At 61.5% G+C, this 19,123-nt stretch carries 26 protein-coding genes and 1 tRNA gene; 9 read left to right on the forward strand and 18 right to left on the reverse strand.

The window, feature by feature from the left end; all coding sequences use genetic code 11:
• Positions 1 to 2: 2 nt before the first annotated feature.
• The 7 genes from C5J24_RS15675 to C5J24_RS15705 are packed head-to-tail and all read right to left on the reverse strand — an operon-like array spanning position 3 to position 8,651.
• Positions 3 to 1,046 (reverse strand): UDP-glucuronic acid decarboxylase family protein, encoded by a 1,044-nt coding sequence (locus tag C5J24_RS15675; RefSeq protein WP_105419152.1) that lies wholly within the window; start codon positions 1,044 to 1,046, stop codon positions 3 to 5.
• A gap of 11 nt (positions 1,047 to 1,057) precedes the next feature.
• Positions 1,058 to 2,173, reverse strand: a complete 1,116-nt coding sequence (locus C5J24_RS15680) for a glycosyltransferase (protein WP_105419154.1) — start codon at positions 2,171 to 2,173, stop codon at positions 1,058 to 1,060.
• Positions 2,170 to 3,261 (reverse strand): glycosyltransferase, encoded by a 1,092-nt coding sequence (locus C5J24_RS15685; RefSeq protein ID WP_105419156.1) that lies wholly within the window; start codon positions 3,259 to 3,261, stop codon positions 2,170 to 2,172. The genes C5J24_RS15680 and C5J24_RS15685 overlap by 4 nt, the downstream gene beginning before the upstream one ends.
• Complete coding sequence (locus C5J24_RS15690) at positions 3,258 to 4,388, reverse strand: glycosyltransferase (RefSeq protein ID WP_105419158.1); 1,131 nt, start codon at positions 4,386 to 4,388, stop codon at positions 3,258 to 3,260. Before C5J24_RS15690 ends, C5J24_RS15685 begins: the two co-directional genes overlap by 4 nt.
• A gap of 2 nt (positions 4,389 to 4,390) precedes the next feature.
• Positions 4,391 to 5,509 (reverse strand): glycosyltransferase family 4 protein, encoded by a 1,119-nt coding sequence (locus tag C5J24_RS15695; RefSeq protein ID WP_371674411.1) that lies wholly within the window; start codon positions 5,507 to 5,509, stop codon positions 4,391 to 4,393.
• Positions 5,506 to 7,548, reverse strand: a complete 2,043-nt coding sequence (locus tag C5J24_RS15700) for an NAD-dependent epimerase/dehydratase family protein (protein WP_105419159.1) — start codon at positions 7,546 to 7,548, stop codon at positions 5,506 to 5,508. Before C5J24_RS15700 ends, C5J24_RS15695 begins: the two co-directional genes overlap by 4 nt.
• A complete protein-coding gene (locus C5J24_RS15705; protein WP_105419161.1) occupies positions 7,545 to 8,651 on the reverse strand; it encodes an NAD(P)-dependent oxidoreductase in 1,107 nt (368 codons plus the stop codon). Before C5J24_RS15705 ends, C5J24_RS15700 begins: the two co-directional genes overlap by 4 nt.
• Positions 8,652 to 8,838: 187 nt before the next feature.
• Between C5J24_RS15705 and C5J24_RS15710 the strand changes: the two genes are divergently transcribed.
• From C5J24_RS15710 to C5J24_RS15720, 3 genes are all read left to right on the forward strand, one after another.
• Positions 8,839 to 9,396, forward strand: coding sequence for a DUF1003 domain-containing protein (locus C5J24_RS15710; RefSeq protein ID WP_245446659.1), 558 nt, complete (start codon positions 8,839 to 8,841; stop codon positions 9,394 to 9,396).
• Positions 9,397 to 9,504: 108 nt separating this feature from the next.
• On the forward strand, positions 9,505 to 10,497 hold the full coding sequence (locus tag C5J24_RS15715; RefSeq protein WP_205836948.1) for a zinc-binding dehydrogenase: 993 nt from the start codon (positions 9,505 to 9,507) through the stop codon (positions 10,495 to 10,497).
• Positions 10,490 to 11,548 (forward strand): Gfo/Idh/MocA family protein, encoded by a 1,059-nt coding sequence (locus tag C5J24_RS15720; protein WP_105419163.1) that lies wholly within the window; start codon positions 10,490 to 10,492, stop codon positions 11,546 to 11,548. The genes C5J24_RS15715 and C5J24_RS15720 overlap by 8 nt, the downstream gene beginning before the upstream one ends.
• Before the next feature lie 49 nt (positions 11,549 to 11,597).
• Here C5J24_RS15720 and C5J24_RS15725 read toward each other — a convergent pair whose 3' ends face one another.
• The 6 genes from C5J24_RS15725 to C5J24_RS31905 form a co-directional block, all read right to left on the reverse strand.
• Positions 11,598 to 12,398, reverse strand: coding sequence for an SDR family oxidoreductase (locus C5J24_RS15725; protein WP_105419166.1), 801 nt, complete (start codon positions 12,396 to 12,398; stop codon positions 11,598 to 11,600).
• A gap of 13 nt (positions 12,399 to 12,411) precedes the next feature.
• Positions 12,412 to 13,581, reverse strand: coding sequence for a zinc-dependent alcohol dehydrogenase (locus C5J24_RS15730; RefSeq protein ID WP_105419168.1), 1,170 nt, complete (start codon positions 13,579 to 13,581; stop codon positions 12,412 to 12,414).
• An 83-nt stretch (positions 13,582 to 13,664) separates the two neighbouring features.
• Complete coding sequence (locus C5J24_RS15735; protein WP_371674415.1) at positions 13,665 to 13,838, reverse strand: hypothetical protein; 174 nt, start codon at positions 13,836 to 13,838, stop codon at positions 13,665 to 13,667.
• A gap of 227 nt (positions 13,839 to 14,065) precedes the next feature.
• A tRNA-Pro gene (locus C5J24_RS15740) sits at positions 14,066 to 14,142 on the reverse strand.
• A gap of 116 nt (positions 14,143 to 14,258) precedes the next feature.
• Positions 14,259 to 14,771 carry a DUF192 domain-containing protein gene (locus C5J24_RS15745; RefSeq protein ID WP_205836949.1) on the reverse strand — a complete coding sequence of 171 codons (513 nt, stop codon included), beginning with the start codon at positions 14,769 to 14,771 and terminating at the stop codon, positions 14,259 to 14,261.
• Between the two features lie 69 nt (positions 14,772 to 14,840).
• Positions 14,841 to 15,008: a hypothetical protein gene (locus C5J24_RS31905; RefSeq protein ID WP_172724001.1), complete on the reverse strand. Its 168-nt coding sequence runs from the start codon at positions 15,006 to 15,008 to the stop codon at positions 14,841 to 14,843.
• A 129-nt stretch (positions 15,009 to 15,137) separates the two neighbouring features.
• Between C5J24_RS31905 and C5J24_RS15750 the strand changes: the two genes are divergently transcribed.
• The 5 genes from C5J24_RS15750 (at position 15,138) to yecR (ending at position 17,146) form a co-directional block, all read left to right on the forward strand.
• On the forward strand, positions 15,138 to 15,506 hold the full coding sequence (locus C5J24_RS15750; protein WP_172724002.1) for a hypothetical protein: 369 nt from the start codon (positions 15,138 to 15,140) through the stop codon (positions 15,504 to 15,506).
• A 276-nt stretch (positions 15,507 to 15,782) separates the two neighbouring features.
• On the forward strand, positions 15,783 to 16,139 hold the full coding sequence (locus C5J24_RS15755; RefSeq protein WP_105419173.1) for a hypothetical protein: 357 nt from the start codon (positions 15,783 to 15,785) through the stop codon (positions 16,137 to 16,139).
• The gene (locus C5J24_RS15760; protein WP_105403444.1) at positions 16,136 to 16,441 is read left to right on the forward strand and encodes a hypothetical protein; all 306 of its coding nucleotides are present in this window, start codon (positions 16,136 to 16,138) and stop codon (positions 16,439 to 16,441) included. Before C5J24_RS15755 ends, C5J24_RS15760 begins: the two co-directional genes overlap by 4 nt.
• Positions 16,438 to 16,671: an AlpA family transcriptional regulator gene (locus C5J24_RS15765; RefSeq protein WP_105419175.1), complete on the forward strand. Its 234-nt coding sequence runs from the start codon at positions 16,438 to 16,440 to the stop codon at positions 16,669 to 16,671. The genes C5J24_RS15760 and C5J24_RS15765 overlap by 4 nt, the downstream gene beginning before the upstream one ends.
• Before the next feature lie 142 nt (positions 16,672 to 16,813).
• Positions 16,814 to 17,146: a YecR family lipoprotein gene (gene yecR / locus C5J24_RS15770; RefSeq protein ID WP_105419177.1), complete on the forward strand. Its 333-nt coding sequence runs from the start codon at positions 16,814 to 16,816 to the stop codon at positions 17,144 to 17,146.
• Between the two features lie 52 nt (positions 17,147 to 17,198).
• Here the strand turns inward: yecR and C5J24_RS15775 are convergent, their stop codons facing one another.
• A complete protein-coding gene (locus C5J24_RS15775) occupies positions 17,199 to 17,399 on the reverse strand; it encodes a hypothetical protein (protein ID WP_105419179.1) in 201 nt (66 codons plus the stop codon).
• A gap of 71 nt (positions 17,400 to 17,470) precedes the next feature.
• Between C5J24_RS15775 and C5J24_RS15780 the strand changes: the two genes are divergently transcribed.
• Positions 17,471 to 17,728: a hypothetical protein gene (locus tag C5J24_RS15780; protein WP_105419181.1), complete on the forward strand. Its 258-nt coding sequence runs from the start codon at positions 17,471 to 17,473 to the stop codon at positions 17,726 to 17,728.
• 36 nt (positions 17,729 to 17,764) lie between these two features.
• Here the strand turns inward: C5J24_RS15780 and C5J24_RS15785 are convergent, their stop codons facing one another.
• Genes C5J24_RS15785 through C5J24_RS31910 form a run of 4 tightly spaced genes read right to left on the reverse strand, consistent with a single transcriptional unit; the run spans position 17,765 to position 19,042 of the window.
• A complete protein-coding gene (locus C5J24_RS15785; protein ID WP_105419183.1) occupies positions 17,765 to 18,070 on the reverse strand; it encodes a hypothetical protein in 306 nt (101 codons plus the stop codon).
• Positions 18,067 to 18,291, reverse strand: a complete 225-nt coding sequence (locus tag C5J24_RS15790; RefSeq protein WP_105419185.1) for a hypothetical protein — start codon at positions 18,289 to 18,291, stop codon at positions 18,067 to 18,069. The genes C5J24_RS15785 and C5J24_RS15790 overlap by 4 nt, the downstream gene beginning before the upstream one ends.
• Positions 18,292 to 18,300: 9 nt before the next feature.
• Entirely contained in the window at positions 18,301 to 18,912 is a 612-nt protein-coding gene (locus tag C5J24_RS15795) for a hypothetical protein (RefSeq protein ID WP_105419186.1), read from the reverse strand.
• Positions 18,902 to 19,042 carry a hypothetical protein gene (locus tag C5J24_RS31910; protein ID WP_172724003.1) on the reverse strand — a complete coding sequence of 47 codons (141 nt, stop codon included), beginning with the start codon at positions 19,040 to 19,042 and terminating at the stop codon, positions 18,902 to 18,904. Before C5J24_RS31910 ends, C5J24_RS15795 begins: the two co-directional genes overlap by 11 nt.
• Between the last annotated feature and the right edge of the window lie 81 nt (positions 19,043 to 19,123).

Consider the following 19,123-nt stretch of genomic DNA (forward strand, 5'->3'; position numbering starts at 1 on the left):
CGTCAGACCCTCATGCCCATATCGGGAGAGACCGGCTGGGTCTGGACAGTGCCACGGCGCGGCTTCCTCTCCGCATCGCTCCCGACCGTCGCGATGAACCAGTCCGCCGTGTGGCGCAATCCCTCCCGCAGCGGCACCTTCGGCTCCCAGCCGAGCAGTTCCCGCGCCCGCGAAATATCCGGCCGGCGCCGCTGGGGATCGTCCTGCGGAAGCGGCTTGCGGACCATTTTCGAAACCGTCGGCACCATGGCGAGCACCAGGGCGGCGAGTTCGTTGATGGTGAACTCGCCGGGATTGCCGAGGTTGACAGGCCCTTGCGGATTGGGATCGACATCCATCAGCGCCATCAGGCCGGCGACGAGATCGCTGACGAAGCAGAAGGAGCGCGTCTGTTCGCCGGTGCCATAGATCGTCAGCGGCTTGCCGGAAATCGCCTGGACCAGAAGATTGGAGATAATCCGGCCGTCATTCGGCTGCATGCGCGGGCCGTAGGTGTTGAAGATGCGCGCCACCCGGGCATCCACCCGTCCGCTCCGCAGCATGTCGAAGCAGAGGGACTCCGCCGCGCGCTTGCCTTCGTCGTAGCAGGCGCGCGGGCCGATGCAGTTGACGTTGCCGCGGTAGTCCTCGCGCTGCGGATGCTCGGCCGGGTCGCCATAGACCTCGCTCGTCGAGGCCTGCAGGAAGCTGGCGCCGTGCTGCTCGGCAAGCGACAGGAGATTGCCGGTGCCGGTGACGCAGGTCATCATCGTGTGGACGGGATCGGCCTGATATTGCGGCGGAGACGCGGCGCAGGCGAGGTTGTAGACCTGGTCCAGCGGCTCGTCGATGCGGTCGAACTCGCAGATATCCGCCTCGATCAGCCGGAATTCCGGATGGTTCAGCAGCGGACGGACATTGTCCTTGGAACCGGTAATATAGCTGTCCACGCAAATCACCCGATGACCGCGGGCAAGCAGGGCATCGCAAAGATGCGAGCCCACGAAGCCGGCCCCTCCGGCAACAAGAACGGTTCTGCTTTTACCGTTTCGGGTTCTTTGAAGCATTGAGGCACTCCTTAGGCTGACAGGGATTGGATCATCGGTTCGGTGCGGGCGGATTGTTCGGGTAGGTCTTCGAGGGCGGCGGCGAGTTGGCGGGCGCGGGCAAGGCCGGTATGGTCTTTCAGGACACGAGCCTTGGCGGCCTCCGCCAGAGATCTGCGAGCGTCCTCGCCGATCTCGGTCAGCGCCTTCACCACGTCCTCCGGCTGCCTTGCGACAACGAGGGCCTCTCCATCGGGGAGAAGCTCGTCGAGGCCGCGCCAGAAGTCGCTGATGATCGGCGTGCCACAGGCGGCGGCTTCGAACAGGCGAACGCTTGGCGACCAACCGGCTGCGATCATGTCGGCCCGCGTGACGTTCAGGGTAAATCGCTGCCGGCTGTAGAAGCCGGCATGCTCGCTCGGCGGCAGATGCTCGATGCGCTGCACGTTGGCAGGCCAGTCGATGTCCTCGGGATATTGCGGGCCGGCCACCACGAAGCGTAAGTGCGGCAACCGCCTTGCCGGTTCGATCAGCAGCCTTTCGAGCGTCGGCTGGCGGTCGGCACTGAATGTGCCGAGATAACCAAGATCCCACCGGAAAGTTTCACCGGTATTTCGGTACCGGCCCGCATCGACCGAACAATAAAGGGCCTCCGCTTTCTTTGCTTCGAAACGCCGCTCCAGCCGCGTCAGGACCTCGCCGCCCGAGAAGGAAAAATAGGTGTCGAAGAGCGGGATCTGCCGGAGAGCCAGATATTCCTCGTCCACCCTTTCGAGCTTGGCAAGCGTCACCGGCGTGTCGATATCGTAGAAGCACAAACGTCTCGGCTGAAGGTCCGCCACCGCATCGATGACGCTCACGCCCTCCGGCACATAGGAGCCGATGACGACGGCGTCGGCGCGCTGGATGCGGCCGGCATAGGCCTCGATCATCTCGCCGACGTCGGAATAGTAGGCGAGTTCGCAGAAATCGGGTTCGGCCAGGTCGCGCTGGTTCGCATACCAGGGAACATCGCGCTCCAGGAACAGCACGCGGTGCCCCGCAGCCTTCAGCCCCCGGATCAGCGCCCGGAAGGTCGTGGCGTGGCCGTTGCCCCAAGAGGAAGACAGCGACAGGCCGAGGAAAACGATGTCGAGCCGCTTCGTCATTCAGCAGCCTCCATACGGGCGCTGGCATGGGCCCGGAAAACCGCATCCACCTCGCCTGCGCGATGGGAATAGGTGTGTTCGGAAAGCACCCGCGCCAAAGCCCTCTTTCCGATCGCCTTTGCCCTCTCCGGCGTCAGGCTCGAAAGGATTTCGGCCACGTCCTGACCGTCGCGGGCGACCAGAACCTCCTCGTCGGGTTTGAGAAAGAGGTCGATGCCTTCCCAATAATCGGTGATCAGGCACGCTTCGGCGCCGGCCGCCTCGAACACCCGCGTCGCCGGCGAAAAGCCGTTTTCCGCCATGCTGGCGCGGGAAATGTTCAGGACGGCCTTCGGCGTCGCGTTGAAGGCGTTGTGATCGCGGGTGGAGACGTGGCCGATGGAGCGCACATTGTCGGTCATCGGCTTGTCCTGCCAGCCGGAACCGCCGAGCAGAAACGTCTGCCGGGGCAATCGTGCGGCAGGTTCCAAAAAGAACTGTTCGACGCGCGCCTCGCGGTCCGGCAGACGATTGCCAAGAAAACCGAGATCGGTGTTGAAACGCGGCTGTGCCGGCACCGGATGATGAGTTTCAGGATCGAGCGCATTGTAGACCGGAACGCAGTTGGCCGCCCCGAGAGCACGATAGGCGTTGACGACCGGGTCGCCGCCGCCATAGGTCAGGACGAGGTCGATCTTGCTGAGAGCCTGGCGAAGCGGATGGCCGGGCGCGGCCCGCAGTTCGGCAAGCGTCGCCGGCGCGTCCACGTCCCAGAAGATCTTCAGTGCCGTCGGCCGGGCGTTGCGAAGCACCTCTTCGAGCAGGAGGTCGTCTTCAAAACCGACCCCGCTCGCCTTGACGACGATATCGGCCTCCGCTGCCCTTACCGTAACGGCCTTCAACGCGTCGACGGTGCCCTCGTAGACGACGACCCTGCACCAGTCCGGCGGCTCGATATCGCGGTTCTTCTGGCGGTCGTAGACATCCGGCTCGTAAAAGGTGATGTCGTAGCCTTTTTGCGCCAAGGCCCGCAGCAGGCCGCGGTAATAGGTGGCGGCGCCGTTCCAGTAGGCGGAGACGAGGCTCGACCCGTAAAAGGCGATCTTCATTCGGCGGCCTCCCTTGCTGCCAGTTTGCCGGTAACCCGTTCGGTGCCGCATTGGCTGAGGATGAAGAGCAGTTCATCGACGCGGTGGCGGCAGGTGTGGCGGGCGCGGATGGTTGCCAGGCCGGAGGCGGTCAGGGATTCCGAGAGATCCGGATCGGACAGAACATCGCGCAGCAGACGCGTCATCTGCTCGCCATTGCGGGCGACCAGGTAATCGGTCTCCGGTTGAAAGAGGTTTTCGACATCGTTCCAGGGCGCCGAGATCAGGGGAATGCCACAGGCAAGTGCCTCGAAGACACGGATCGTCGGAATGCCCGGCAGGTTTTCGACATAGGGCCGTCGCGGAATATGGACGGTCGCTTTATGCCGTGCGAAAGCGAGCGGTGCCTCGGCATTGGCAATCCAGCCGCCATAGGCGATCCCGGCCTGGCCGAGTTCTTCCAGCGCGTGTTCCGGATAACGGACTCCGCGCACCGTCGCGTCGAGTTTCAGCGCCTTGGCGGGACGAACCAGAAACTCCATGATCTCCGCGGACCGTTCGTCATCACCCCAATTGCCGATCCAGGTGAGGTCGCCCGTCCTGGCGATTTCCGGCCGCGGATGGAACAGCGTGTCGTCTGCAGCCTCGTGCCAGGCGAAGACGGCCCTGCCCCAGCCCGCCTTGAGATAACGCTGCCGCAGCGTCTCGCCAAAAGCCAGAACCGCGTCGTAGTCGGCAAGCCGCAAACCGGCGATATCGCTTTCGGCCGAAACGGCGCGGTGATGCGTATCGTGGAAGATCAGCGTGAACCTGCCGCCGTTGCGCCGGATCCTTCCGATCCGTTCAACAAGCTCCGGCTCGGTCCATTCGTGGACAACGATCACATCGGCGTCGGCGATCGCGGCCTCGTGGTCGAAATCGCCGTCATAGATCTGCGCCGTGAGCTCGGGAAATGTCTCCCGGAACTTCTGGACGGCGACAGGCCCCTGCTCCTTCAGGAGGTTGGCACGGCTCCAGGAATCCTGGGGCTCCAGCGCAAATGCCTCATGGCCGCGGCGGATCAGGTCGCGCATGACGCCTCGAAGAAAATGGGCGTTTCCGTGATTCCAGTCGGAAATCAGGGAATGGGTGTAAAAAATGAACTTCATGATCACTCCGCTGCGGTGCGTGCGTGGTGGTTCGCCGGCAGGAGCCGGTCATAAATCTGCATGACCGCTGCGACCTGCGCCTCCGGCGTGTAGTGACGAGCCCGGGAAAGTGCTGCTTCTGCCAGTTCTTCCCGCAACCGCGTATCCCGGGAAAGGCGGTTGATAGTCCGGGCGAATGCCTGCGGGTCGTGAGGATCGGCAAACAGGGCCGCGCGATCCCAGAGCTCCCGGTAGGTCGGGATATCGGCCAGCACCAAGGCGCTTCGGCTGCGGGCCGCTTCCAATGCCGCCAGTCCGAACGGTTCATAGACGGAAGGCGATGCGACGATTGCGGCGCGACCCATCAGCATCATGGTTTCGTCGTGGGAAAGCTCGTCCCGCCATTGGACATTTTCGAGCGGCAGATATTGCCCGGTCGGCCCGCGGTTCGCGCCCGCTGTGACCACCGGCCAGTCGACGTGCTTGGCTGCGGCATCCAGCACAGCGCCGTTCTTTCCGTCGTCCCACCAGCGGCCGGCAGCAAAGACGAAATCCTCTTTCGGGCCTCGCGGATGCTCGACCAGGCTTGCATTCCTGACGACCTGCAGCCCGGAAATCGGCCCGTAAGCCTTTTGCAATGACACCGCATGGCTGCCGCTCGGCGAAAGCACCACGTCCGCACGATCGAACCCTTGCCGGTTGAGGCGAAACTGCCACTGCCAGTCATCGGGCACCGCGTGGCCGCGAACGGCGGCAAACCAGGTGACGACGCAGGAATGAGAGACGACCACCACCGGTATCTCGATCGCCAGTCCCGCGGCCTGGGATGGGAGATTGAGATGGACGAGGTCAATGCCTTCCCGCTCCGCAAGATTGGCGATGAGGTCCGGAACAGGTCTCAGTGCCGCCTCGTCTGCGGCCATCCAATCGAGTGGGGCGTCGAACCAGACCAGCTTTCCAAGGGCCTCTGCCTCGCGTGTTTGCTCGACCGATGGTTTAGGTCCCAGACCGGCGAAGACGACGTCGACCCCGTTCGATCGCAGACCCGAAGCGAGGTCGAGCGCGTATCGCCAGACGCCGCCGACGGCGTCGAGCGTCATCAGCAACCGACGGCTCCTGACCAGATTGTCACGCCCCGTCATGCCCGCACCTTCTGCTTCTGCCGAAGACGCGGGCGACCGCCGAAGCGGTTGTCGGCCAGCCATTCGCCCAGGTGCCGCAGGCCGCTCTGCCAGCGCACCCGTGCCTGCCAGCCGAGCTGGCGTTCGAGCTTTCGCGTGTCCGCGACGAAATAATACTGGTCACCGGCGCGCCAGTCGCCGAAGCCGGTTTCCAGCGGATGCCCGGCGAGCTTCTCGATCTCTTCGAGGACGGCCAGAATGCTGACGGCGTTCAGCGGTCCGCCGCCGAGATTGAAGACTTCGCCCTTGACCTCAGCGATGTTGGAAAGCACCGCCCGGTAGGCCTGGACGGCATCATCGACATGCAGGATGTCGCGCACCTGCTTGCCATTGCCATAGATGGAGATCGGCTCGCCCGACAGGGCGCGGATCAGGAAATGCGCCACCCACCCTTGATCCTCGGTTCCGAACTGTCGCGGCCCGTAGATGCAGCTCATGCGCAGAACCGCGGTCGGGATCGAATAGGACTTGGCGTAGTCGAGCACATATTGGTCGGCAACGCCCTTCGAGCAGCCGTAGGGCGTGCAGAAATCGAGCGGTCTGTCCTCGCCGATGCCGTGTGACCGCACGCTTTCATGCGCCGGGATGTAGCGGTCCTCCACCTCCAGCATCTTCAGATCTTCAAGCGCTCCATAGACCTTGTTGGTGCTGGCGAAGATCACCGGGGCGTTCTTTCCGGCCTTTCGCACGGCTTCCAGCACGTTGACCGTGCCCCGCGCATTCGCCTCGAAGTCGTCGATCGGATGCGCAAGGCTCGTGGTGACCGCAGTCTGCGCCGCGAAATGAAAGACCGCCTTGGCGTCGCTGAAGGCCGCCTCGATGCTGCGCAGGTCCCGCACGTCTGTAAGCACCGGGTGGACCCGCTTGCCATGGCGCTCGGTCAGCCAGGCAAGGTTCTGATCGACGCCCGGCCGGCTGAGATTGTCGAGGATCACCACATCCTCGCCTTCCTGCAGAAAACTGTCGGCGAGGTTGGAACCGACGAAGCCGCTGCCTCCGGTGACCACGACGGGCGCCGCACCGGCCGAAAGGTTCGGAGCCGCAAGTTGCGTCACGTCCTCAAGACGCGAGACGCCGCCTTCCATCAGCAGTCGGGCAAGCAGTTTCGGCTGATAGTCATGGGTGACCGCGCCGAGATGATAATGCCGCGGATCGAACCACAGCCCCTCCTGCACCGGCACGTCCGGCGGCACGTCGCACCACGAATACCAGTACATGCGATCGGCGGGAACGGAGAGCGCCTTTACGAAACGCCGGGCCTGCTCCATCTCGTCGCTGCGCCAGGTGGAATAACCCGTTTCGGTGATCCAGACTTCGGCATTTGCATTATAGCGGTCGAGGATTTTGCGCATCTCGCCGAGATGCATGTCCCAGCCGCCCCAGGTGCCGGTCTCGCTGTCCCAGGTGCCTGGAAAGCCATGGAAACCGACGGCTTCCACGACATTCAGAACGCCACGTTCTCCCATGAGGTTCAGCCAATAGGGATCGAAGGGGCACGGGCCGCCCAGCACCGGCTTCCAGCCCCGATGTTTTGCCCAGTAGGCCGCCCCGCCCACCATTTCGCAGAACAGCAGGAAGTCGCCGTCGTCGCGCCAATCCCAGTCCAGCAGATTGTTGGGCTCGTTCCACAGTTCGATGTGACTGAAATGCCGGCCGTAGCGGGTCAGCACGTGATCGACGAAATCCGCATAGGATTTGAGATCGCGCGGCGCACCGGAGGACCGACCGGTGCGCGATATCGACGGCGGCGTGTAGTGGATGCAGGGCAGAAGATCGATCTGGCTGCCGAGGCGCGGGATCAGCCAGTCGAACCACTCTTCGCCACCGGGTGCAAGATATTCCGCCCAAGAGAGATGGGTGCGCAGATAGCCGGCACCGCTTGCGAGGATGTTGGGCAGCAACTGCTCGGTCCGATCGAACTCGCCCGGGCGGAACCACTCGACGAAACCATAGGACTTGCGACGGACAGGGTCTGCGGGGAACGGGACGGTTGGGTTCATGATACAAGCCCCCGCTCTTCGAGTTGCCGCTTCATTTCGGCACCGCGATCGACGGCGCCCGTGCTGCGGACCCATTCGGCGAACGGCGCCAGCGAGTTCTCCAGCCGATATCCGGGCTCGAAGCCCAGGAGTTCGCGAGCCTTGGAGATATCGGCAAAGCAGTTGCGGATATCGCCGGAACGGGCCTTGTTCATGATGTCGGGGGCGATGTCCGGAACGCCCATCGCCTCCGCAAGCAAGGTTGCCACCTCCTCGATCGTGTAGGCCTGACCGCTGCCGATATTGATGACATGGCCGGGGGCGTTCGGCTTTTCGAGCGCCAGCCTGAATGCCCGGGCCACATCGCGCACATGGACGAAATCGCGGCGCTGCTGGCCGTCCTCGAAGATCATCGGCGGTTGGCCGTTCGCGAGCCGGGACGCAAAATTGGCGAGCACGCCGGTATAGGGGTTGGAAAGCGCTTGCCCGGCGCCGAAGACGTTGAACAGCCGCAGTGCCACCGCCTCGACCCCATAGGCCTCGCCGAAAATAAGCACCTGCTTTTCCTGCGCATATTTCGTCAGCGCATAGATCGAGGCGAGGTCGACCGGCTTTTCCTCGTCCGTGGCGATCGGTATCAGCGCCCTTCCATCGGGAGAGAGGGGATCCCACTGACCGATCCTGATCCGCTCCGGCTTCCGCCGGATGAAGCCGAGCTGGTCTCCATCGGCTGTCCGGTAACGCCCCTCGCCATAGACGCTCATGGACGAGGCCACCACGATCCTCCTGATGGGCCTGCCGATCATGGCTTCGAGGAGGACCGCCGTACCGAGGTCGTTTCCACCGACGTAACGGGCGATCTCGTACATCGACTGGCCGACCCCGACCTCGGCAGCGAGATGGATGACGCCGTCTACGCCCTCTAGTGCTTTTTCGACTGCCGATTTGTCTCTGACGTCGCCGCGGAAGACTTCCGCCGCATCGGGCACGGACGCTTCCGCGTCGCCGTGAACCTGATCGATCAGCGCATCGAGAATGCGTACGTCGTAGCCATTTTCCAGAAGTTCTTCAGTCACATGACGGCCGATAAAGCCGCAACCACCAGTTACAAGAATCGTTGCCATCGGATGTCCTAAATGCATGGAACATGGATTTCGATGGTCGCCGAACAGCAGTCGGGAACGAAAGTTCCTTCATCAATGACATCTTTGTCATCTATGACTTCATCAATGACATCATCCCCAGCGGCCGGAACCGCGCGCGGAGTCTCCGGTTAGGAGAAAAATGGACGCGCCATGACGGGATAGAGATGTGACCGATCAGGAAAAAGAAAAGACCCGGGCCACCGATGTCACCCGGAAGGGCCAGGCGGTCTCCGCCGTTCTCGACCGCAATATCAACGCGCTGATCCAGCGCCGGGCCGCAGACCAGAAGACGATGTCGCGGCAGGAGCGCATTGCGCAATCGATGACCAACTTTGCCGGCAGCATGCCCTTCGTTTACCTGCATGCGCTGGTCTTCGGTCTCTGGATCCTCGTCAACGTCGGATGGCTGCCGGTGATGCCGGCCTTCGACCCGTCGCTCGTGATCCTTGCCATGGTGGCTTCGGTGGAGGCGATCTTCATCTCGACCTTCGTGCTGATCAGCCAGAACCGCATGGCGCTGGAAGACGACAAACGCGCGGACCTCAGCCTCCAGATCTCGCTTCTCAACGAACATGAGACGACGAAACTGATCGCGATGGTTTCGGCAATCGCCGACAGGCTCGGCATCGAAACCGAGGTCGAACCGCATGAAATCGAGGAGATGAAGCAGAACGTACCGCCGGAAGTGGTCATGGAAGAGATCGAGCGGCAAGCGGACCGCTGAAGCAGCTTCATCTTCTATGACTTCATCTTCTTCAACTTCTTCCGGAACTCTGCTGCCCGTTTCCAGTTCCACCGCCGTGTCACGCGTTCCGAAGAGGAGAAATCTGGCATGGATAGCACGACGATGCCGCGGCTGAAGGAGATGAAGGCCGCCATCATCACCGGCCCGGGCAGGATTGCGGTGGAGGCGCGGCCTTTGCCGGAGCCCGGTCCCCGTCAGGTCAGGATCAGGCTGGAAGGATGCGGCGTCTGCGCGTCCAACCTCGGTCCTTGGGCCGGCCCCGAATGGATGACTTTCCCGACCGAACCGGGTGGCCTGGGACACGAAGGCTGGGGGCATGTCGACGCGGTAGGGCCTGGCGTCCGCAGCGTTGAGATCGGTGACCGCGTGGCCGCCCTCTCCTATCACGCCTATGCCACGCATGACGTGGCTGACGAGAATATGGTCGTTCCTCTGCCGCCGGCGCTGCGGGGCAAACCCTTCCCCGGCGAGCCGCTGGGCTGCGCCATGAACATCCTCCGCCGCAGCGGAATAGAGCCCGGCCAGACGGTGGCGATCATCGGCATCGGCTTCCTCGGAGCTCTGCTGACCCGGCTCGCGTCGAATGCCGGCGCGCGGGTGATCGCCATTTCGCGGCGGCCGGCTTCGCTGGAGGTCGCCCGAAAAATGGGTGCCGCCGAGACCATCGTCATGGACGACCATTGGCGCATCATCGAGGAAGTCCGCACGCTCACCGACGGTCGGTTCTGCGACCGGGTCGTCGAGGCCGTCGGCAAGCAATGGCCGCTCGATCTTGCCGCCGAGTTGACGATGGAGCGCGGCAGGCTGATCATCGCCGGTTATCACCAGGACGGTCCCCGGCAGGTCAACATGCAGCTCTGGAACTGGCGGGGGCTCGATGTCGTCAATGCCCATGAGCGCGATCCCTCAATGTACATCGAAGGCATTCGCGAGGCGGTCGAAGCCGTCGCGACCGGCCGGCTCGATCCCTCGCCGCTTTACACGCACAGCTATCGCCTGGACCAGCTCGACCAGGCACTCAACGATACCCGCGACCGTCCGGCAAACTTTCTCAAGGCACTGGTGCTCTACGATGAATGAAGTGATTTCCGAAAAAACAGTGTCCGTTTCCTCCAGGCCTGTAAGGCTCGGGTTCCTCGGTGTGGGCTGGATTGGCCGGCACCGCATGCAGGCCATCCTCGATACCGGGATTGCCGAGGCCGTCGCGATCGCCGACCCTTCCGGGGACATGGCGGCGGAGGCGAAAAAGATCGCGCCCGGTGCCGCAATGGCAGACGATCTCGACGGGCTCCTCGCTCACGATCTGGATGGCGTCGTTATCGCGACCCCCAGCGCCCTGCATGCGGAACAGTCGATCGCCGCGCTGCAGGCAGGCCTCTCGGTCTTCTGCCAGAAACCGCTCGGACGCTCGGCGGAGGAAGTGGCGGCGGTCGTGGACGCGGCAAAGGCGGCCGACAGGCTGCTCGGGGTCGATTTTTCCTACCGGCATACGGCCGGCATGAACCGTATCCGCGAGATCATCCGGGCAGAAGAACTGGGCAAGATATTTGCAGCCGACCTCGTGTTCCACAATGCCTATGGACCCGACAAGCCGTGGTTCTACGACAAGGCCAAATCGGGCGGTGGTTGCCTAATGGATCTCGGCGTCCATCTGGTCGACATGGCGCTGTGGTCCCTCGATTTCCCCACTGTGGCATCCGTCTCCGGTCATCTGATGGCCGGCGGCCGGCCGATCATCGCGGATGATCATCAGGTCGAGGACTATGCCGTCGCGAACCTGACGCTTGGCGATGGAATGGCGGTCCGCCTTGCCTGCTCATGGCGATTGCAGGCCGGCCGCGAGGCTATCATCGAGGCAAGTTTCTACGGCACGAACGGGGGGATATCGATGCGCAATGTCGATGGGTCGTTCTACGATTTCACTCTCGAACGTTTTTACGGCACATCGCGCGAAACCCTGATCGAGCCTCCGGACGACTGGGGCGGACGCGCCGCAGCCGATTGGGCCAGGCGATTGGCTGCGGGAGAACGGTATGATCCCAGATGCGAGAGGATTGTCGATGTGGGCAAGGTGATCGACCGGATCTACGGCTCTTCTCGCGAGGCCGGTTACAAGGCGCCGATCGCATAGCGGGAGAGTTGGCAAAGGCGGGCCGGGAGGCCCGCCTCGAATGATCTGATCAGTTGTTGGCTGAGCCGGGTTCGGCCATCTTGCGGTGCTGCTTGGCGAGCATGCCGGCCGGCGTGATATTGGCCGCCGCCGCCATCAGCTTGTTCTTCCAGCCCGAAACGACATCGCCTTCGCCATCCATCATCGCATCGTAACCGATCTTTGCCACGACAGCCGGATCGTCCTTCTTGGATTGGCCGACCTGAGTGTCCATAAGGTCGGCGCGTTCGAAGAACTCGGTGTCCGTCGCACCGGGCATCAGGCAGGTTACCGTGATGCCGGTATCCTTCAGTTCCTCACGTAACGCGAAGGAGAAGGAATTGATGAAGGCTTTGGTGCAGTTATAGACCGCCTGGAAGGTTCCCGGCACGAAGCCGGCGATCGAACCGGTGAAGAGAATGCGGCCCTGGCCGCGCGCGCGCATGCGGTTGCCGATGTCATGGACCAGCGCGATCGTGCCGCTGATATTGGTATCGACGACGCGCTGTACTTCGCGAATGTCTTCGTCGAGAAAACCGTTGCCCAGGCCCCTGCCCGCATTGGCCATCAGCAGGTCGACCGGCCGTCCGAGCGCGGTAATACCCGCCACGAACCGCCTTACGCCATCCGGCGTGGCAAGATCCGCCTGCATCGCCTCGACCTTGCCGCCGAACTCCCTGAGCTTTACCCCTGCGTCCTGGATCTGCGGCTCATCGGCGGCGATGACGAGGTCGTAACCATCCTGTGCCGCGCATTTCGCCAGTTCGTAACCGATGCCGGTCGATGCGCCGGTGACGACCGCAAGGCCCCTGCCTGTTTCCACGGGATTCATGTTTCTCTCCTTTTCAGGGTTTCATGACGACTTTGATGCAGCCGTCCTGCTTGTCGCGGAAGGTCTTGTAGAGCTCCGGCCCGTCCTCCAGAGCAGCTCGATGGGTGATGACGAAGGACGGATCGATCTCTCCCTTCTGGATGCGCTCCATGAGGATCGGCAGGTAGCGCTGCACCGGCGTCTGAGCCATTTTGAAGGTCAGGCCGCGGTTGATCGCGGATCCCATGGGGATCTTGTCAAGGAAGCCGCCATAAACGCCGACGATCGACACGGTTCCGAAATTACGGCAGCAATGGATCGCCTGGCGCAGCACGTGCGGCCGGTCGGTGCCCATGAAGGTTGCGACCTTGATCCGGTCGATGCGTGAGTCCCAGCTCGCCGAGGCATGCGCTTCGGTGCCGACCGCATCGATGCAGGCATCCGCGCCGCGACCACGGGTCAATTCCATGATCCGGTCGTAGATGTCCTCGTCGAGGAAATCGAGAGTGAGCGCGCCGGCGGAGGCTGCGAGCGCCAGCCGCTCCGGCACGGTGTCGACGGCGATGACCCTCTCGGCGCCGAGCAGGAAGGCGGAGCGGATTGCCATCTGGCCTACTGGGCCGCAGCCCCAGATGGCGATGGTGTCGCCCGGCTGGACGTTGCAGAAGTCCGCGGCCATGTAACCAGTCGGGAAGATGTCTGAGAGAAACAGGACCTGTTCGTCGCTCAGCCCTTCCGGGACTTTGATCGGTCCGACATCGGCATAGGGAACACGTAGGTACTCGGCTTGACCGCCGCTATAGCCGCCAAGCAGATGCGAGTAACCGAACAGCCCGGCCGGGGAATTGCCCCACAGCTTGGTCACCTTGCTGCGGTCGGGATTGGAGCGTTCACAGCCGGAATAAAAGCCGCGCTGGCAAAAGAAGCATTCGCCGCAGGAGATCGTGAACGGCACCACGACGCGATCCCCGACTTTCAGCTTGGCGTTGGCCCGGCCGACCTCGACGACTTCACCCATCGTCTCGTGGCCCATGATGTCGCCGCTGTGCATTTCCGGCATTACGCCGTCGAAGAGGTGCAGGTCGGAGCCGCAGATGGCGCAGGCGGTGACCTTGATGATGGCATCCCTGCCATCCTGAATTTCCGGATCCGGAACACGTTCGCAGCGGATGTCGTGCTTGCCGTGCCAGGTGAGAGCTTTCATGAGACGTCCTCCTGATTGAGCGTCCCGAACCTGCGGCTGCCGGTTTAGTTCCGATGCACGACACCGGATGGTGCGTCCTTTCGTCAGAGCGCGTGAGCGCCGCCCGAGCGGGAAACCTTCTTCAATCCGGCTCCCGCTGCTGCGGCGTCCGCAAGGGCGGCATCACCGATCGAAATGGCGCCTGTCAGGCGTTTGTCGCGGTTGACGACAGGAAGACGGCGGCCCCTGAACCTGGCACATGTTGCGGGCCACGTCATCGACATCCTCCTCTTCGAAGCAGTATTTGACGTCGCGCGTCATCAGCACCACACTACGGAGCAGGCAACGATGGGTCGTGGCTAAGGAGCAAGAATGAAGAACCCTCTTCGGAGGGCGTTTTCATGCCACCACGGTCCAGGAGGTGGCGGTAACTGTATCGGTGGCGGCAAGTTCTAGGGATTGCTTTAGGCTTTGCTTGCAAGCCTTGCCCCGCAGGGATTTCGAATGGTCGGAGTGGAGAGATTCGAACTCCCGACCCTCTGGTCCCAAACCAGATGCGCTACCAGGCTGCGCTACACTCCGTTCCGACGGTGGTTGCGAGATACACGGTTCCCCACTGTGCCGCAACAGCAAAATGGAACCGCGGTTACGCTAAAGCAAACAAGCCGAGGATAACCCCACAGGATCACCACTGGGGATCACCACTGATTGCCGATGCGTTTGCTGATAACCTTGTCGCCCACCTTGAGCCCAAGCGACTTCGAGCGGCCGGCATTGAGCTCCAGCACAAATTTCACAGGTCCGCGCGAATCGATAATGTCGCGCGAATAGGGCACGGCGTTCTCGCGGATGTGCGAGATCGTGCCGTCACCCTGGATGAACAGCATGTCGAGGGGAAGGATAGTGTTCTCCATCCACATCGAGACCGGCCGCGGCGTGCCGAAATCGAAGAGCATGCCGGCATCCGGCGCCATCACCTTGCGATACATCAGCCCCCGCTCGCGCTGGGCATCGGTGAAAGCGAGCTCGACGGAAAACTTGTAGGTCTGCCCGGCCGCAGTCCTGATCGAAAGCTCCTCTCGCGGGAAGGTCACGTCCTGCGCAACCGCGCTACCCGCCAAGATGAGAAAAAGCGCCGCAAGGGCGCTTTTCACAGCGCATAAACACTTGATTTTAATTGCTTCTGCGATTTCCACCATACTATGAACCATAAAGGATGTGGTTGCTATTATAGACAATATGGCTAGGTTCCCCTGCCCTGTCGATGCTCTCTTCCGTATTCATTCGGCTGGCTTCGCTGGAGTCAGCAGACCCTTCTTATCAAGATCATCAGCTATCAGCTTCTCGATGTATGACGCCACCGAGCGACGCTCGGCTTTCGCCGCCGTCTCAATCGCACCTTTCAGTTCTGGCTCGATGCGAATTCCTATAGCGGCGGTCTTCGCCATCTCGCTCTCCTTGATCAACCCGCGCGTCTATGTTCGCAGCATGCTAACATTTATCGCATTATGCTATTGACCGCCATGAAATCATTAGATATACAAATGCTAACAATTGCGAACATGAGGAGCCACCACATGAACATGCACATACCGTTTGCCGCCGACAGAACTCTCTTGCCTCGCGCGTTGATCAAGAGACCCAGAAGAACCTACACCGCCGCCTACACCTTCAACATCAGCCAACTGGTGATTTTCGCAGGCACGACGTGGACAGTCGTCGATCGCCACCCCACCACGAACGGCCTCCAGATCTACAGCCTGTTCAGACCGGGCGACATTCGCCCCTTCCGGGTAGTCCTCGGCCGCGCCCTTGCGGCAGCGCCGAGCGATCCAGCAGAAGCCGACCGCCTGTACAAGGTTTACCTCGCCGGGCTCCGCAAGCAGCGGCGAGAGGAAAGAATTCGATCCCTGCTGGTTCGCCAGCGGGGTAGCGCCGGCGCGTGAACACGTCGTCGTGGCCGGGGCGCGTTGCTTGATAACGGCGCGCTCCGGTTCCCTTTCAGAACGGCGGCGACACCACCATCGTGGGCCACCAACCCTACGCACCGTTCCCGCTGCCGGCAATAGCTGGCGCGACGCCCTTCCTCCTTGCCCGGAGGGAGGGCTTTCTCTTTGTAAATGCTGACAAATTTGTCAAGGCATCTGTGGACAGAAGCAGATTGCGAACGACCCCGGCGGAGCAACCATCTAACCTCGTTCAAGATGAAGAAAGGATGCGTGATGTCTGATGTCTCCGTTCGGGTCTACGTTGTAGAGCCAACCAGTGAACTCAACCTGTTGCTCGATGTCTCCACCTCCTACTTTGGAAACACCTGCCCAGCCATCGGCGACGTCATCAGCCTTTTCGATGACGATCGTCATTTCAAGGTGTCGCAACGCCAGTTCCTTCCCGCGAAAGAGCGAGACAAGGGATGGGCGGTGATGTGTTGGGAAGTAACCGAACCGATGTTCACCAATTCAGCCTGTACGTGGGCAATGGACAGCGATTGGGTTACGGAATGGCACATTGCCCAAGCGCAGGAACGGCTCCGTACCATGAGTAAGGAGCTGAAGGCGCGCAAGAGGAAGAAGCCATGACTGATTCCCTCTCGAAACTCCCGCTATTTGCAACCGACATCGAGATCGCCATAGCTGTTGTTGGGAAGGCTCGAGCCTCCGAGTGGAAGCGGAGCGTCCTGCCCGTCATCGAAGCTCGAGGGTTCCCAAAGTTCGACCCGTTGCACGGCGGGCGGCCCGTTCCGCTAATCCGGCATTATTACGATGCCTACTTGGGGCTGGCCCAACCTATCCATACGGCAGGTCCGGACGGCGAAGAGCGGTTAGGCGAATGGAAGAAATCACGCAGGAATCGGACCAAAACAAAATGGGGTGACCCATGACTGACGGCCCGCGCCTCATCGGCCGCAAGGAGGCTGCAGCCTACTGCGGTATCTCGCCCACCACCTTCTCAATGTGGGTGGCGACGCACAAGATGCCGCAACCAGTCGCAGGCACGAGAAGATGGGACAAGAAGGCGATCGACGCCCGCCTTGACGAGTTGAGCGGTCTGAAGCCAGCAGATGCCGAAGACCCTTATGAAAAATGGATGCGCGAGAACTCTGACGGTTAGGCTTCGGCTGGAATAGCCGGTGAGTTGCACCTGGCGCCGCTGGACAACAGACTGCCAAAATAAAACCCAAAGATTATATGGACGACCGTAGACAACCATATCGCGATTTGCTTCATTGGCTTCAGGGATTTAGGGGGAAATCATGAAGCCAAAACTATTAGCAACCGTCGGCTTGATGGCGCTTGTCTCATGCGTAGCAGTCAATAAGGAGCTTGTGGCAACAGGCGGAAGCCGGGCCGACGGTACGGTTGATCTTAGCTATGAACAGGCCAGCTATGAGACTGTAAAGACCGATCCTGCAAGGGGACTGTCGGCGGCTCGGGACCGCTGCGTTGCTTGGGGTTACAAGGATGCGTCCCCATTCGGTGGAGAATCCAGACAATGCCAAGTGTCCAATCAATATGGTTGCTCGCAGTGGCTTGCCACGATTCGATATCAGTGCCTCGGCAATATGGCGAGTGTTCAGGCGAAGTGATCTGAGAGACACAGAAAGTTCAGCGCAAAGTTTGCACCTCGACGCCGCCGCCTTAGAACACTTCAGAGGCGAAGGCGCTCCTGGCCTTGGACAGCAAAGCCGCATTGCAAGCCGGGATCGTCACCCAGCGCTCGCGCCCCGCGACCAGCCGATTGATGTGATATCGAACAATTGGCTGCCCTATTGTTGGCCTGCGGATAGAGATCCTAAGACGCAGACCGTCGACGTCGAGTTCGATGAAACGCGGTATCATGGTATGCCTCCGTTTGATCCAACCTATTCTATCGTGACTTGCGACAAAATGATTCAGGTCAAGGGAGCATCATGTTTTTTTCAAAATTGGCCAAGGCAGTGGCCTACCTCGCCCTCGTCGTGGGGGCGCTGCAGGTTGCTATAGGCTTCGGCGTCGCGACAGAGACGTTCGGCCCGTACGAGCAGGCGCTCGCGCGGTACGCGCCAGGCGCGGCTAATTCCGGCGTGGTCATAACCCGCGGGATCTACGCGATGCTGTTTGCAATCGGCTTGGGGACGCTGGCCGAGATCAGCGTTAGCCTCCGGAAGGTGCGCGGGACAGAGCTCTGAGCGTGGAGGCGCGACCTTCGCCGCGCCCCACCGCCCCTATTCCGGCCAAGTAATAGGCGGCAACTCGCCGATGAGCACCTCTACACTCGGCTGCTCCCTCTCGCCTGCCTGAACCTTGGCCAGTTCGCCATAAGCATGCTGCCAGACGTTGTCACGCCAGGCGACGAACGCCTGCGCCTGCGCGGCCCACAGCGAGACGGTGGAGGTGACGTAAGAGGCTAGTGAGTCGCCGCTGCGGAAGTCTAGAGACTGGGCAGTCTCGTCTACCATGGCCTGGATGGCGGTTTGGTAATCCGCGACGGTTGGCGCGATCCTCGATGGATCAATCTTGATGATACTCATAGGCCGACTCCATCGGTAAGTTCTTGTTCGTTGACGACCCACGCGTTGCGTTCGGACCGATCGGTCGGGATTTCGGCGGAATCGACTATTTTGAAGGGAAGCCCGGTCGGGACGGCGATGGCGCCAATCTCCTCCATCGTGTGGCTTTCGTAGGCGTGATCTGCTGGCCAGAATATAGCCGCCGATCCCTCGTTGCGCTGATAGACAATCACTTTTGACATTTTGGGCTCCTACCAGATGACCATGAGCATTACGAAGTCGGCATCGATTTGGTTGTTGGCACCTTGGGTGTATGTCTTCACAACAAAACCGGCCGTCGTCGGCGCCACGTCGGAATGGGAGCCGCTGTAGGTTGAGAAGGGGGTGCACGACGCGCCAGCTAGACCAGACGACGCAGGAATCCTGCAACTACCGACAACGCCATAATTTGCGTGCGGCGCGGCACTAGTGAACACGGGAGCATATTGCCCCACGCCATTGTCTGTTACGCCGAGGATGTTCTTACTCGACCGAACGGCAAGCGTTCCGGTGCCGTTAAAGTTCACCCAAGCCTTAACGATGTCGCCCAAATCCACGTTCGCATCCGGCCAGGTTGCCGCCCGATCAGCCGTCAGCGCCGTCGTGTTGAATGTTAACGCGCGAGGCGTACCCGCCGCGTTGAAAATCTTGAATGACGCTGAAGCGACCTGCACATCCGACCACATCGCCGTTGTTCTGAAGGCGCCGTCGACGATTCCGTCGACGGTCGTCTTCCGGCTATTGCCGTCCTGCACTACGTGGACGAGTTCGTCGCCCTCTAGCGCAGAGGCGGCTGTGAGTTCGGGAATTTCTTTATTTGCCATTCGGGTCGGCCTCCTCCGTCTCGCTGATTTTCAGCGTATTGCCAGCCTCATCGCCCTCAAGGGCGAGGACGTTGCCGGCTTCGTCACCTTCGAAGGCGACAAGCACTGCAGGTTCATTTTCTTTTTCCATGTTGGTCCTTTCGCGCACGTCCGCGATCGTCGCGGGTGCGCCGTTGGGTTGGTGGTGGTGGTGCTTTGTGGATGGTTAGAC

This window comes from Neorhizobium sp. T25_27 (genome assembly GCF_002968565.1).
Classification (GTDB): domain Bacteria; phylum Pseudomonadota; class Alphaproteobacteria; order Rhizobiales; family Rhizobiaceae; genus Neorhizobium; species Neorhizobium tomejilense.